This window comes from Bdellovibrio bacteriovorus HD100, from assembly GCF_000196175.1.
Classification (GTDB): domain Bacteria; phylum Bdellovibrionota; class Bdellovibrionia; order Bdellovibrionales; family Bdellovibrionaceae; genus Bdellovibrio; species Bdellovibrio bacteriovorus.
Map to the genome: position 1 here is coordinate 3,006,059 of NC_005363.1, position 14,043 is coordinate 3,020,101.

14 protein-coding genes are annotated in these 14,043 nt (G+C 50.9%); 5 read left to right on the forward strand and 9 right to left on the reverse strand.

Going from position 1 to position 14,043, the window contains the following annotated elements; genetic code table 11:
• Positions 1 to 107 precede the first annotated feature (107 nt).
• Positions 108 to 1,919: an ABC transporter ATP-binding protein gene (locus BD_RS14195; RefSeq protein WP_226988023.1), complete on the forward strand. Its 1,812-nt coding sequence runs from the start codon at positions 108 to 110 to the stop codon at positions 1,917 to 1,919.
• Here BD_RS14195 and BD_RS14200 read toward each other — a convergent pair.
• Both BD_RS14200 and BD_RS14205 read right to left on the reverse strand, forming a co-directional pair.
• Positions 1,850 to 2,836, reverse strand: coding sequence for a hypothetical protein (locus BD_RS14200; RefSeq protein WP_011165465.1), 987 nt, complete (start codon positions 2,834 to 2,836; stop codon positions 1,850 to 1,852). The genes BD_RS14195 and BD_RS14200 overlap by 70 nt on opposite strands.
• A 26-nt stretch (positions 2,837 to 2,862) precedes the next feature.
• The gene (locus BD_RS14205; protein WP_048349779.1) at positions 2,863 to 3,654 is read right to left on the reverse strand and encodes a GYF domain-containing protein; all 792 of its coding nucleotides are present in this window, start codon (positions 3,652 to 3,654) and stop codon (positions 2,863 to 2,865) included.
• Between the two features lie 223 nt (positions 3,655 to 3,877).
• Here BD_RS14205 and BD_RS14210 point away from each other — a divergent pair, with 223 nt between their 5' ends.
• Positions 3,878 to 4,795: a chemotaxis protein CheX gene (locus tag BD_RS14210; protein ID WP_226988024.1), complete on the forward strand. Its 918-nt coding sequence runs from the start codon at positions 3,878 to 3,880 to the stop codon at positions 4,793 to 4,795.
• On the opposite strand, the gene BD_RS14215 is transcribed toward BD_RS14210, so the two are convergent.
• Genes BD_RS14215 through phnD form a run of 4 tightly spaced genes read right to left on the reverse strand, consistent with a single transcriptional unit; the run spans position 4,792 to position 7,876 of the window.
• The gene (locus BD_RS14215; RefSeq protein ID WP_011165468.1) at positions 4,792 to 5,196 is read right to left on the reverse strand and encodes an acyl-CoA thioesterase; all 405 of its coding nucleotides are present in this window, start codon (positions 5,194 to 5,196) and stop codon (positions 4,792 to 4,794) included. The genes BD_RS14210 and BD_RS14215 overlap by 4 nt on opposite strands.
• Positions 5,197 to 5,212: 16 nt before the next feature.
• Positions 5,213 to 6,223 carry a phosphonate ABC transporter, permease protein PhnE gene (gene phnE / locus BD_RS14220; RefSeq protein WP_041583616.1) on the reverse strand — a complete coding sequence of 337 codons (1,011 nt, stop codon included), beginning with the start codon at positions 6,221 to 6,223 and terminating at the stop codon, positions 5,213 to 5,215.
• Positions 6,201 to 6,986 carry a phosphonate ABC transporter ATP-binding protein gene (gene phnC / locus BD_RS14225; protein WP_011165470.1) on the reverse strand — a complete coding sequence of 262 codons (786 nt, stop codon included), beginning with the start codon at positions 6,984 to 6,986 and terminating at the stop codon, positions 6,201 to 6,203. The genes phnE and phnC overlap by 23 nt, the downstream gene beginning before the upstream one ends.
• Entirely contained in the window at positions 6,983 to 7,876 is an 894-nt protein-coding gene (gene phnD / locus BD_RS14230) for a phosphate/phosphite/phosphonate ABC transporter substrate-binding protein (RefSeq protein WP_011165471.1), read from the reverse strand. Before phnD ends, phnC begins: the two co-directional genes overlap by 4 nt.
• A gap of 93 nt (positions 7,877 to 7,969) precedes the next feature.
• Between phnD and BD_RS14235 the strand changes: the two genes are divergently transcribed.
• The 3 genes from BD_RS14235 to hrpB are packed head-to-tail and all read left to right on the forward strand — an operon-like array spanning position 7,970 to position 11,898.
• On the forward strand, positions 7,970 to 8,698 hold the full coding sequence (locus BD_RS14235) for an HAD family hydrolase (protein WP_144313789.1): 729 nt from the start codon (positions 7,970 to 7,972) through the stop codon (positions 8,696 to 8,698).
• Positions 8,698 to 9,354, forward strand: coding sequence for a 16S rRNA (cytidine(1402)-2'-O)-methyltransferase (gene rsmI / locus BD_RS14240; protein ID WP_011165473.1), 657 nt, complete (start codon positions 8,698 to 8,700; stop codon positions 9,352 to 9,354). The genes BD_RS14235 and rsmI overlap by 1 nt, the downstream gene beginning before the upstream one ends.
• A gap of 3 nt (positions 9,355 to 9,357) precedes the next feature.
• Complete coding sequence (hrpB, locus tag BD_RS14245) at positions 9,358 to 11,898, forward strand: ATP-dependent helicase HrpB (protein WP_041583617.1); 2,541 nt, start codon at positions 9,358 to 9,360, stop codon at positions 11,896 to 11,898.
• 33 nt (positions 11,899 to 11,931) lie between these two features.
• Here the strand turns inward: hrpB and BD_RS14250 are convergent, their stop codons facing one another.
• From BD_RS14250 to rpsD, 3 genes are all read right to left on the reverse strand, one after another.
• Complete coding sequence (locus BD_RS14250; protein ID WP_231839191.1) at positions 11,932 to 12,771, reverse strand: hypothetical protein; 840 nt, start codon at positions 12,769 to 12,771, stop codon at positions 11,932 to 11,934.
• A gap of 130 nt (positions 12,772 to 12,901) precedes the next feature.
• Positions 12,902 to 13,138, reverse strand: coding sequence for a hypothetical protein (locus BD_RS14255; RefSeq protein WP_011165476.1), 237 nt, complete (start codon positions 13,136 to 13,138; stop codon positions 12,902 to 12,904).
• Complete coding sequence (rpsD, locus tag BD_RS14260) at positions 13,138 to 13,764, reverse strand: 30S ribosomal protein S4 (RefSeq protein WP_011165477.1); 627 nt, start codon at positions 13,762 to 13,764, stop codon at positions 13,138 to 13,140. Before rpsD ends, BD_RS14255 begins: the two co-directional genes overlap by 1 nt.
• Positions 13,765 to 14,043: the final 279 nt, after the last annotated feature.

A 14,043-nucleotide genomic window follows, 5' to 3' on the forward strand; every position in this document is an offset into this window, starting at 1 on the left:
GACTCTGCACTTGCCAGTAAACAGTGTATGAAAATCAGGTAATCAACTGACGGACTATTCTTTCTTCTTCAATGCACCCATGCAGATTCAAGGGATGGGGGATCACCATGAATGATAATTTTATGAATGAGGACCTGGTTAAAACCAAGGTCACTTACCCGATTCTGTTCAAACGCCTGTGGCCTTATGCCCGTCGCGAAAAAGGTCTTTTGTTCATGGCGATCTTTGCGGTCGCCGGCGGCGCCACCGTGGCCCGCCTGATTCCACTGTTGATTGGACAGGCCATCGACAAAGGTGTCGTGGGTCGCGATCTGTCGATTTTCACCAAAGTGGCTTACGCGTACCTGGCACTTGAAATCATGCGTTCGGTGTTTTCTTTCGGAAATGCCTTTTTATTCCAGTTGTTCGGAAACCGCATGCTGTACCACCTGCGCGAAGATCTGATGAACCACGTGCAAAGACTGCCGATGCAGTTCTTCAACAAAACACCCAACGGGCGCATTGTCACGCGCCTGACCAATGACGTGATGTCCTTGGGCGAACTGTTTTCAGAAGGTGTGATTTCGGTCTTCACCAACGCGGTGATCATCGTGTCGGTGGTGATTGCGCTCAGCCTGATTTCCTGGAAGCTGACCGTGGTGTCGCTGTTTCTGGCGCCGTTCTTTATCTGGGCCACGTTCCACCTTTCAAATAAAATCCGTGCGATCCTAAGCGAACAGAAAAAGAAGCTCTCCACGATCAACGCTTTCCTGGCTGAAAATCTGAACGGCATCAAAGTGATTCAGCTCTACAATCGTGTCACCCGCAATCGCGACAAGTTCAGCACCCTGTCGGTGGACTATCGCGACACCAATATGCGCTCGATCAAGGCCTATGCCCTGATGCAGCCGGTGATGAATCTGTTCAACGCCGTGACCATCACCTCGGCTTTGTATTTCGGTGGTTACTTAAGCGCTGAAAACTCGATCGCCATTGGTTCCTTGGTGGCCTTCCTGATGAACATCCAGGACTTCATCCCGCCATTGCGAGAGATTTTAGAGAAATACCAGCAGTTCCAAAACTCCCTGACCAGCGCCGAACGTATTTTCACGCTGATGGATGAACCGAAAGAGCACGAACTGGCCGCCCTGACCAGCCCGGGATCTTTGCGGGGGGAACTGGAAATCAAGAATCTGAACTTCCAGTACGAAAGCCATCTGCCGCTGGTTTTGAAAAACATCAACCTGCACATTAAAGCCGGAGAATCCGTGGCTTTGGTGGGGCGTACCGGCAGCGGCAAGTCCACGTTCATCTCGCTGTTGCAGCGATTCTATGATGCCCCGGAGCAGACGGTCTTTGTCGATGGTCTTGCCCTGGAAAGCATCCCGCGCGAGGAAATCCGCCACCACGTCGGCGTGGTTCAGCAGGATAACTTCATCTTCCGCGGCAACATCCGCGACAATATTGGCCTGGGCGACCCGCGCATCACAGAAGAACAAATCCGCATGGCCTGTGAAAAAACCGGCTATATGGCTCTATTGACCCGCACAGGCCGCGATCTGCTAAGCCCGGTGGCAGAACGCGGAGCCAACTTGTCGGTCGGCGAACGCCAGCTGATCGCCTTTGCGCGCATTCTGGCCTTCAATCCGGATATTTTAATTCTGGATGAAGCCACCGCCAACATTGACTCTGAAAGTGAACACATCATTCAGGATGCGACCAAAGAGATCACCAAAGGCCGTACAAGCATCATCATTGCCCACCGTCTTTCAACGATTGAACAGTGCGATCGCATTATTGTTCTGAATCAGGGGGAAGTGGCCGAGATGGGCTCGCACGAAGAACTTATGCAAGCCCAGGGCATGTATTATCAGTTCGCGTCTTTAGGTTTGAAATCCACCTTGATCGACGCATCCGCAGCGGGCACCGCAGTTCCATAGAAACGGATCACGTTGCTGGCGGCCAGATAGTCCCAACCATTGGTGGTGTCACGCGGAATGCTGACACCATTGATGCTGACTGTGATGGACTCTTCCAAAGGCACTTTTGACAACTTAAAGTCCGTCAGGATCTGATAGATTCGTGAACGGATGTTCCCCACTGCTGACGAAAGATTCGTGCTGCAGATGGATTCTTTCACCCCGCCGGAAGTGTCCGCCAAGCCCATATAGCTCAAACCCGCAGATGCAAAGTCATTGAAGGTTTTGCACTGGGACGTCAAACTTAGGACGCCGATAAAATTAAACACCCACGAACGGCTGCCATCCACCCACGGCTCTTTGATACCATCCAATAAATTGGTGTAATAAGTGATGCCGGCAGAAGAACTGGATTTACTGAAGTCATCCTCATCCGACAATGCGATCACCACCAAAAGGGCGTCATTGCGGAAGAAGCCTTTGCCTTCATTGGCCAGATAATTTGCTGACAGGGCATTTTCCATGGACTCAAGACCGCGCTCCAGATTGCTGCCGGCCTCTCCCACGATCATGCGGTTTTTCAGGCTGTTGACCAGATCCGGAGTTTTCGAAGTCACGTATTTCGGACTGCCGATAAACTTCCCGCCATCAGGTGAAGTGCCCCCCATGCTGGTGGTCACCACGGCCATGTGATAGTCCATTTTCAATGTATTGAGTTTGCTGACCAGATCCGGAACCTGTTCGCTCAAGCGCTGCTGATGTTTCAGCATGGATGTGGAATTATCCACGATCCACAGAATATCCACCTTGTTGTTGTACGTGATGCTTTGACCGAAGTTGTCTTGGGTTTCAGGAAGATCGAATGACACATTCTGTGCGCAGGCCATCAACAAAGATGACGCTGCCGCGACAACAAGAAGCTGAAAGTCCTTTTTCATACAAAAGATCCTCTCAAAGGCTGCTTTTATGCAGCCTTCGTTGTGAAATTCTTGATCGATTCACGGGCGGACTGGCTCAGAGTCGTAAACTTCACGCCATACTTCACCGGCTCTACGGCCGTGCCGCTGTCCTTCACGTATTGTTTGCTGACGATCTGGCAAACCGCATTGAATGGCGGAACACCGTCGCCCGGCTGAAAATGCAGGAACAGACTTTGCCCCGGTTGCAGATTCGGAGTGTCGATCAGGACACCCGCCCCACCGGCACTGATTTCCAGAGCCTGACCGCGGAAAACTGTTTTGTTGTTATGAACAATCAAAGACGCACCATAAGAGGCGCGCACATGACGACGGCGGAAGAAGATCTCAGCCACGTCAGCTTCCTTGGAGTCTTTCATCACACGGATGCTTTCTGCAGAGAAGTCTTCTACTTCGGCCACTCTTTTCCAGGATGGAAGTTTCGAGTGCCAGATGTAGTCGTACTCGTACAACGCTTTTTCCTGCAGCATCTGGATCAACTCCAGTTGGCAGAACGGGCCGTAGTTATTGCCCTCTTTCAAGATAAACCATTCTTTGTCTTTCAGAGCGAGCTTGCTCAGCAAGGACGCCGGAGACGCCGAAGGTCGAGTCGCGGGCTTTTGAGCCAGTTTTGCAGAAAACTCCGGATGCTCCAGTAGCATCAGCCACTCACCCAGCGCTTCGTCATAGATGTAATCCGTCCACTGGTTCTCTTGGCTTTCGATCTTTTTTAAAACTGTCTCAAGATTGAACGGCCCGATATGAGTCCCATTGTTCGAAAGATAATACTGTTTTCCCATGCTCTCGATACTCCTGTTCCGCACTATTCGGCACAAACAGAAGATGACTTAACTGTAGGAAATTAGACAATTTGTTGGAAATTTGTTTGGGAAATTTCGTCGAAGTTCTGGACAATAAATAGAGTTAAAGGCTTCCTCACAGTTACCCGACAAGATTACTGCCTGTTAAGAAATCCGCATCTTAAACCGAATAGAGTTTATGGAATTCATACAGAAGAAAGAAATGAAAACACGAAAAAACATCCTGATCGTGGACAACAACTGTGAGCTTGAGCAACTGGTGAAAGAACCACTGCTAAAGCAGCTTGAAAACTCGGGGTTTTCCCCGGTGGTGGTCCGTGCAAAGGATGGCGCCGAAGCTGCGATCAAGTCCGAAAACCAAAAGTTCGACGTCGTGCTGATTGATACCGAAGTGCCGCGCCTGATGGACGGCGGTTTCGTTTATGGTATCCATACTTATAAGAACACCCAGGATGCCGAGCTGATCGTAATCTCACAACGAGACTCTTCGGATCTGCCGGAAAGTCTACAGTCTTCAAAATTCTTTAAAAAGCCTGTTTCTCCGAATGAACTGATCAGCGCGATGATTTCTGTTCTGAATGCCCAACACCACGGGACCGGCGCGAAAGAGCCTGCCACGGCGGCGGCGGCCTCCAAGTATGCGGTGGACGTGCGGGTGATTAATGCTGTCATCAAGGCCACCACTCATGTGCTGGGTCAGTTTGGCTGTGCTTCTGTGAAAATGGAAAAAGCCGGCCCCAAGTCTCCGCATGACCCGATGATGGGGGAAGTGTCTTCTGTAGTGGAGATCAAGTCCCAGGCCTTCCAGGGACATCTGTGCATTTCATTTGATAAAGGCAGCTTCCTGGAAGTTGTGTCCTCGATGCTGATGGAAGAACAAACCGAACTGAACAAAGACAATCAGGATGCCGTCGGAGAGATCAATAACATCATCTTTGGTAACGCCAAGGCGGAAATCAGCTCCTATGGCGTGCAGATGACCGTGCCGAAAGTTCTTTTGGGCAGCGGCCAAAATGTGCCGTGCGCTCAAGGCTCCGCCGGGATGATGATTCCTTTTGCCACTGAAAAAGGAAAGTTCTACATCACCGTCGTCGCCCTGCCGCTGGCCAAAGCCGCTTAATCCATTCCAATCGCCCGCTTCCATTCCGGAGTGGGCTCAATCAGTTTTCTTTCTTTCATATCAAACAGACCAAACGTAAAGACCGCTTCGCTGGCCACACTGCCATCGTCCTTGATCATCTGCTGTTTCATCTGGGCGATCTTGCCTTTGTAGCCCAGCATCTCCAAAGTGATCGTGATGGTTTCACGCAGCAAAACCTCGCGCTGGAATTTCAGATTCACTTCCAGAATCACCGGGCCCTGCTTCATTTTTTGAATGTCTTTAAAGCCGTAACCGCGACTGGTGATCACTTCCCAGCGGGCTTCTTCGAACAATGCCAGATAAGTGGCATTGTTCATATGACCCAAAGAATCCACATGGTGCTCTTTAATAGTGACCTTATAATTATTCAAAACAGACATGGAAAGCTCCTTAAGACTATTTCAATGCTTCACGAACATAGGCTGATGCCTGATCCAGGGCCCACACCACCACTGCAATCACGACAATGATACAACCCACTTCCCGCCACATCGCCTGCCCCTGGTACTGCACCAGCATCGTGCCGATACCGCCCCCACCGACCAGACCGATGATTGTCGCCATGCGCACGTTGATGTCCCAGCGATAGACCGTAAATGAAATATAAGGCAAAAGCACCTGAGGAACAATCGCATACCAAATAGTTTGCAGTTTATTGGCCCCCGTGGATTCAATAGCTTCAATCGGGCCTTCTTCAACAGACTCAACCATCTCGGAATATTGTTTGGCCAGTGAAGCAATCGAATGAATCATCAATGCCAGCATGCCGGCAAAGGGACCAATCCCCACCCACACTGAAAAGATAATAGCCCAGATCAAGGCTTCGATCGAGCGAGTGACATTCAGGAAAGTTCGCATGGCAAAATAGATCACCCGCGCCCAGGGCCCCTGCATGATATTTTTGGCGCAGACAAAGCTGAGCAAAAAAGCCACCGGGATCGCGAGCGTGGTAGCCAGAAACGCCATAAAGATGGTTTCAATGATGTTCAGCACCGCTCTTGGCAAAACATCCCAGTTCGGGTCCAACAAGCCCTTGAACAATCGCACTGCACCCGCAAAACCATTCTGATCAAAAAGTTCTACAAACGAAAATTCAGTCTTGATCACGGCCACTGTCAGCGTGGCCAACAGTGATACCAGCAACTGCCAGCACCAGAACGTACGATACCAGGGGCGATCGTCTTCAACAGCTTGATGAGATCCGAACAAGCTTGCGCCCAGCGTGACGACTTTACGCGACGAAAGAGCCAGACTGATTCCACACCCGACAACAAAGAACAACAACGCCAAGGCTGAAACCAGGCCCAACTGCAAAAGCTGCTCTTCGGAGGTAACAAACAACGCTGCCGCCAGAAGGCACAGCAAAAACCCAAAGACAATGCCGTCAAATATCGTTCGGCGCAACATCCTGTGCTCCTTCCCCGTAAATACGACGGAACCATTCTTCGGTGATTTCTTCAGGCTTTCCGCGGAAGACGATCTCGCCGTCTTTGAGCGCCACCACACGGGTGGCGTACTTTCTTACCAAAGACAGAAAATGCAGATTGGCGATCACGGTGATGCCCATCTCCTGATTGATCCTGCGCAAATAGTCCATGACCACATGGCAAGTCGCCGGATCCAAGGAAGATACAGGTTCATCCGCCAAAAGTAGTACCGGCTTTTGCATTAACGCTCTGGCAATAGCCACGCGCTGCTTTTGTCCGCCCGACAACTGATCCGCCCGCAGCGAGGCTTTTTCAGCGATCCCCACCAGACGCAAGTTTTCTTTCGCCTCTATTCGTTCGGCATCGGAAAACATCCCCCACAGACTTTGCCAGGTGGACTTTGCCGCCAGTCGGCCCATCAGAACGTTTTTCAAAACACTTTGACGTGGAATCAGATTGAAGTGCTGAAAGATCATCGCCATCTTGCTGCGCACACTGCGAATCTTTTCGGCATCCTGCACCTGTCCGATTTCCTGGCCCGAGAAATAGATGTTCCCGGATGTCGGCTCCTGCAAACGGTTCAGACAGCGCAGCAATGTGGACTTGCCGGAACCACTCAGCCCGATCACCACCAGGAATTCCCCGGGGTGAACTTCCAGATTGATGTTTTTCAGCGCCTGCACCCCGTTGGGATAGGTCTTGGACAGGTTTTCAACGCGCAACAGGGGCTCACTCACAATCACTTCCCTTCCGGAGCCAGCGTCGACAGCATCTCGCGAACGCTGTCATAATCACTGTCGGTGGATTTTTTCAAATTGGTTGCCCCCAACATCAAGTCCAGGGACTTTTGCCCTTCAGGAGTGGCGGCAAATTGCAAAAGCGTGTCGACGATCTTTTCTTTCATTTCTTCCGGCATGTCTTTGCGGAAGACGATCGGATCATTCGGAATAGGTTCGGACAATTCGATGATCTTCACTTTTTGTTCGATATCAGGATACTGGGTTTTCACCAGACGGCGGGCGTCTTCAAGCTGCCCATTTTGTGGCGGACTGTAATAAGTCGCCCCCGCATCCACCTGCCCCTGATAGATCATGGTCACCACCGAATCATGCTTCATCGCAAAGACCGTGTCTTTGGGTTCGATCTTGCGGTCCTTCAGGGTTTTCAACGGCAGCAAGTAACCCGATGTCGATGCAGGATCCACGAAGGCCACCTTTTTTCCCTGCAGATCTTTCAGTGTTTTGATTTTCCCATCAGCCCGGGCCAGGAACTGCGATTGATAGGTCGCGGACCCATAACGAATCACTGTCAGGCGGGCTTCCACACCGTACTGTTTGTGAGCCAGATAGTATCCATAAGTGTTGATGGCAGCAACATCCGCACGCTTGGTGCCGAAAGACTCCACCACCGCCACAAAGTTTTGCGGAATGGTGATTTGAAATTTATAGGGAGTGTTCTTTTCCAGATAATCCTTCAGAATCTGCGAATTGTCGGTCAGAACTTTGGCATCAACGGCAGGGACCAAATGAAATTTGATCGGATTTTCGACCGTCCCCAAAACATCTTTCTTCAGATGACATCCACCCAGTACAACAGGCCCCCACAGAACCATGCCCAGAAGAAGTTTCTTCATGCTGTTTGCCTCCCAAAATCATTATAGAAAACCCCGAAGCACGGGCAAGAAAAGTCTTTGATTTCACTGGACTTGTATGGCTAGATGGCCCCTATGCTGGAACAGATTCTTGTTAACATTCAGGACCTCACAAAACAGGGCAAAACCAGTCTTGCGGTCTTCGACCTCGACTCCACTTTATTTGATGTCAGTCCCCGCCTTGAAAGAATCCTTCTGGATTTCGCGGCCTCGCCATTGAATCAAAAAAAATTCCCTGAACAAGTGGCGTTGCTAAAGAACATCAAGACCCTTCGAACCGACTGGGGCATCGTCGGCGCCCTGACCCGTGCCGGACTGGACGGTCATCATCCTGAATTCCAGGAGGCCGTGAAAGCCTACTGGCAGAAAAGTTTCTTCTCGAATCACTACCTGCAGTTTGATGCCCCTTATGAAGGTGCCGTGGAATTTGTGAATGCAGTTTCAGATGCCGGCGCCCATGTTGTGTATCTGACCGGCCGGGATGTGGAACGCATGGGGGGAAGCTCGGGCGAAGTGATCGCTCAGTGGGGCTTCCCGCTGAACAACACAGCTGAACTGGTTTTGAAACCTCACCGCAGTATGGATGATGCCAAATTCAAGACCGACTGGTTTCTAGAGGCCGAAAGAAGAAGTTACGAGGCGATTTACTTCTTTGAAAATGAACCGGTGAATCTGCATCTGCTGGCCCAGCACTGTCCCAAGGTACAGATGATCTTCTTTGAAAGCACTCATGCCGGAAAGGCGGAGCCGCCTGAAAATCTTCCGCGTATCATGAATTTTCTGCTGAACCAGAAGGAGTCCTGATGCTTTACGTGGTGGCCACCCCCATTGGCGATGTCAGTGAAATTTCCCTGCGCGCCCTTGAAATCCTGAAAAACTGCGACGTGGTGATTTGTGAAAGCACGAAAGAGGCTTCCAAGCTTCTGCGTGCCCATGGCATCACGGGCAAATCCTACGAAGTTCTGGATGAACATTCCACCCCTGAAGACAAAGCCGCGCTGGTTCCACTGTGTGCGGAAAAAACCGTGGCCCTGGTTTCTGACTGCGGAACTCCTGGGTTCTGCGATCCGGGGGCGGACCTGGTGCGCCTGTGCCGCCAGAAAAATGTGCCGGTGAAATCCGTGTTGGGCGCATCCGCCCTGATGGGATTGCTGTCTTTAAGCGGTCAGCGCATTGATGAATTCGTGTTTCGCGGCTTCCTGCCGGCTGAAAACGAAGCCCGCGCCCGTGCCTTGAAAGATCTGACCAAAGAAAAGCGCGCCATCATTCTGATGGACACTCCGTACCGCCTGAAAAAAACCCTGAACGACATGAAAGAGCACTTTGCTCAACGTCGCTTCCTGTTGACCATGAATCTGTCCCAGGAAGAAGAGATCGTCCTGGAAGGTCCGATTGACAAACTGATCGGCGGCCTGAAAGCCGACAAGGCCGAGTTCATGCTGCTGGTGTATCCGGTCTGATTGATGAGTCAGGAACTGCTGCTTCCCATTGACAGTTTCGTCCCCGAGATTCAGAGCCTTCTGAAAAATGGCCAGAATCTTGTCATCACCGCAGCGCCGGGTGCCGGTAAGACCACCCGTCTACCTCCGGCCCTGCTGCAGGTGACTTCCAAAAAAGTCATCGTGCTTGAACCGCGCCGTATGGCGGCCATCGCTGCTGCCCACCGAATCGCCGAAGAACAAGGCTGGCAGGTCGGTGAAGAGATCGGCTATCAAGTTCGCTTTGCCAATAAAACTTCGAATAAGACGCGTTTGGTTTTTATGACCGAAGCACTGCTGGCGCGCCAGATGATCGACGACCCGGAGCTTTCCGATGTCGAACTGGTGATTCTGGATGAATTCCATGAACGCTCCATGCACGTGGATCTGGCTTTGGGCCTTTTGCGTGAACTGCAGGAGCTGGGCCGTGATATCAAAATACTGGTGATGTCCGCGACCCTGGAAGCCGAAAAAATCGCCAGCTATCTGGGCGACTGCCCGATTGTCAGTGTGCCGGGAAAATTGTTTGAGCTGGACGTACGCTATCAAAAGGGATCTCAGCAACTGCAAACCTTTCCGCAGTTCTTTGATGCCGTTGCGCAAACTGTGAAAGACGCCCAACTGCAAACTCGTCACGACATTCTGGTGTTCTTGCCGGGCGTGGGTGAAATTGACCGCGCCAAAGATGCTTTGCAAAGCTGGGCCGACAGCAAAAACATCGAACTGGTTCCACTGCATGGGTCCTTGAATCTGGAAGACCAGCGACGTGCCTTGAAAAAGACCTCACAACAACGGGTGATCCTGTCCACCAATATTGCGGAATCCTCGGTCACCATTGACGGCGTGAACACAGTTATCGATTCCGGCCTTGCCAAAAACATGAAGCAGGATCACCGCACCGGTTTTTCCCGCCTGGAGCTGGGACGTATCAGTCTGTCCAGCGCCATTCAGCGTTCCGGCCGGGCCGCCCGTCAATTCCCGGGTGTCGCATATCGCATGTGGAATAAAATGGATGAGCTGTCCTTCGGTAAAAGCGAAGTGGCTGAAATCCAGCGCGTGGACCTGACAGAAAGTTTGTTGTTCCTAAGTGCTCAAGGTGTCACTGATTTTGATTCTTTCAGCTGGTTTGAAAAACCTCAGAAAGTGGCCATTGAAAACGCCCTTCGATACCTGCGCATTTCCGGCGCCGTGGACGACAACAACAAAATCACAGCTTTGGGTCGCAAGATCCTGCACTTCCCACTGCCCGTGCGTCTGGCAAAACTGATGCTGGTGGGAATGGATCTGGGCGCCATTGAATTGGCGTCAGAGATGGCCGCCTTGCTGCAAGAGCGTGACATCCTCAGACGTGAATCCGTCGCTTCCTTCCTGGGTGACAATCTGGAATGCGACCTGAGTGCGCGTCTGGAGGTTTTGCATCAGTTCCGCCAAAACAAAAAGGCCCCTGCAGGCAGTGCCTATTTCTCTTTGCAAACTGTGGATCAGGCGGCTCGCCAGATTCAGGAACTGGCCAAGCGACTGCAAAAGTCCTCGGACACCCCGACAGCAGCTCTTAAGAAAGACCAGCAGCTGGCACTGACTAAGAAAATACTGCTGACGGCTTATGCTGATCGCCTGTGTCGACGACGTGGCAAAACCGAACGCGCCCTGATGGTCGGCGGTCGCGGCGTGAAGCTGCAAAATGAAACTCTGGTGAAAAATTCGGAATTCTTCGCCGCTCTGAATGGCGTGGAAGGCAGTTCCGACGCGGAAACCATGGTCAGCCTGGCCTGCGGTGCTGAAAAAGATTTTGTCTTGGATCATTTCCGCAATGACATTGTGAAAACCCGCGATGTGTCCTTTGTCGAAGAAAAAGGTCAGTTCTTCACCCGCGAATACCGATCCCTGTACGGTCTGCCCCTGGAAGAACCTTCACTGAGCCCCGCCTCCGCAACCGAAGTTTCTGAAAAACTGCCGCAGATTCTGGCCGACAAATTTGATCTGGTTTTAAAAACCAACGAAGCCCTGTCACACTGGTGGGAACGCCTGCAGTTCCTGCAACAGCAAGAGGAGCTGAATCTTGATATCGAAAAGCTGAAGGTTGAAGCCTTCACGCAAGCCTGCATGGGCGAAAGCAAAATGCAGGCGGTGATGGAAAAAGATCTTTGTTTCTTCTTTGAAAGTGTTCTGCCACCGGAAACCGCAAACACCCTGCGCCGGGAAATCCCTGACCGTATTGAAGTTCCCAGCGGCAGCAAAATCCGTGTGATTTATCCTTCCGACAAACCACCGTATCTGGAAGTGCGCATTCAGGAAGTCTTCGGCCTGATGCAGACACCGAAGGTCTACAAACAGACGATTCCCATCACCTTGCATTTGCTGGGACCGAATTTCCGTCCGGTGCAGGTGACTTCAAATCTGGAAAGTTTCTGGAAGAATGGTTACCCGGAAGTGCGCAAAGAACTGCGTATCAAGTATCCGAAGCACCAATGGCCCGAAGACCCGGCCGACGGAATCCCCGAAGCCAAAGGCCGCCGCCGCCACTAAAAGGTACCTGCTTACCTTTGCATAAGCTATGCATCATTCTTGAAGTATGGTCTTCACGTAAGCTTGAATCTTGGGCGAAAGATAGTCCTTCGATGTGGGATCGAAGATGTAATAAGAGATGATTTCGGCAAAGGATTCGTGCGTATTTGTCATGGAATACACTGTTGGGAAGCCATAGTGGATGCCCAGCTCGCGATCTTGAGCATAAGCCAGGGCACTTTGTTTGTTTCCAACCAAAGCCAGAATATTTTTAAAGTCCAACTGCGACTGATGATAGTCCACGCCACTAATCACATGGTTCTTGCCGTCCCAATGCCAGCCGACGCTGTCATAGAATTCCTGCGAGGTTGAGATATGCCCCAGAGCCACATCAAAGACATGCACCAGTTCATGAAAGACATTGATCTGCTTGCGATCCACTTTCGCATGAGGGTCCATGAAAGATGTGCCGGTAAAGAACGAGTCTGAAAAACCAATCACGTTGGTGACCGGATTCACCCACAACAGGGCCTTATCGGGACTGCGATAGAATTCCGCCCGGCGTTTTGAGATGTTGTTAAACCAGTTCGCGCCATAACCCACACGGTGGATTTTCGTGATGCCCTTGGTTTTGATCACTTCCAGCAGATAAGACAGGCGCGGATCATTGATGTTGGCCAGGTACTCCCCGACGATTCGTTTTTCAGTCTCTGTCCAGGGTTTAAAATCCACAGCCTCGCAGAAAGAATGATGCGGGAACTTGTCGTTACAGGTGAACTGATCCTCAAAGGTCATGACATCCAGAGCACTTTGAGGACGAGCTTGAGCCTGAGCCACAGAAAGACAGGTGACCAACCCCAGGACAAGGGACAAAAATGGGCGAAACAGGGGCATGCGGCCTCCAATATAGGAACTCTGAACCATCTCAAACGATTCTAATATTGATGGGAGCAATGGCGATGCCATCGGAGCCTGGATGGCTTGGATTTTGGGCAAAAAAAAGGCCTCTTTCGAGGCCTTTTACTTAGTGAACTTTAGCTTCTGCCGGAATGCCTTCACAGGCACAGGTGCCTTGTATTTCAGCCTGCTCTTCTTCCTTGGCTTCAACTTGTGCCAGGAAAGAAGCACAGCGGAAGGACAGATCGAACAGAGTGTCCACGTCGATCACGAACTTCTCATCCCCGAATTTTACGGAGACCCAGTTTTCAGCTACTTCTTCGAAAGCAATTTGCTCTGCTTCGATGAATTTAGTCGTTTTCATTAGCCCCTCATTGAGTAGTAACCGATGACCAAACCCGGCTCGAACGCGAACGGAACCGCTTCAAGATTTGGTTCATCAGTCAAACGGCCTTGCTCTTTACCCGCCACATCTTCTTTAGCCATGAATGATGGCAAAGGCAGACGTGGAGCTTGTTTCGCAGCCATGTAAACCTGATTCTGATAGGCTTCATCTTTCAAAGTGATCTTGTCGCCCACTTTGATGATCTGCGAGCCGATGTTCACTTTCTTGCCGTTCACAAGAACCTTGCCATGAGATACCAACTGTCTTGCCGCAGGAATGCTGCTGGCGAAGCCCAGGCGGAATACCACGTTGTCCAGGCGTTTTTCCAGCAAGTTGACCAAAGCTTCAACCCAGTTGGTAGCTTTGGATTTTTTGGCCTTGTTGATCAAACGACGGAACTGCTCCTCGCGCAGACCATAGTGGAATCTCAACTTTTGTTTTTCCTCAAGTTGCAAAGCGAATTCAGAGTACTTTCGGCGTTGCAAGCCGTGCTGACCTGGAGGATAGGGGCGTCTTTCAAGAGCGCCCGCCTTCCCCATACCGGGAAGTTCGGTCAAAAGTCTTCTCTGTCTTTTAAAACGTGGCGTTTTACCTTGTCTGTTCATAGATAATTTCATCCTTCAATGTCGTCAGACGATTTAAAAGCACCCTGAGTGAAAGAACAGCATTTCGTTGAAAATGGACGTCATTGAAAACGTGAGGAAAGCGGATTGAAAAGAAGATGAGATTGAAAACGAACTGAAGTGCCAACTGAAAACGAAAAAAGCCCCCATGATGGGGGCTTTATAAAAAAAGCCGGTCAAAAAGGTTCAGCCGCTTATTCGGATGGGCCTTTTTCACCGGCTGTGGCGGTTGGGCTTACCAACCGCTCAGTCGTCTGCGAC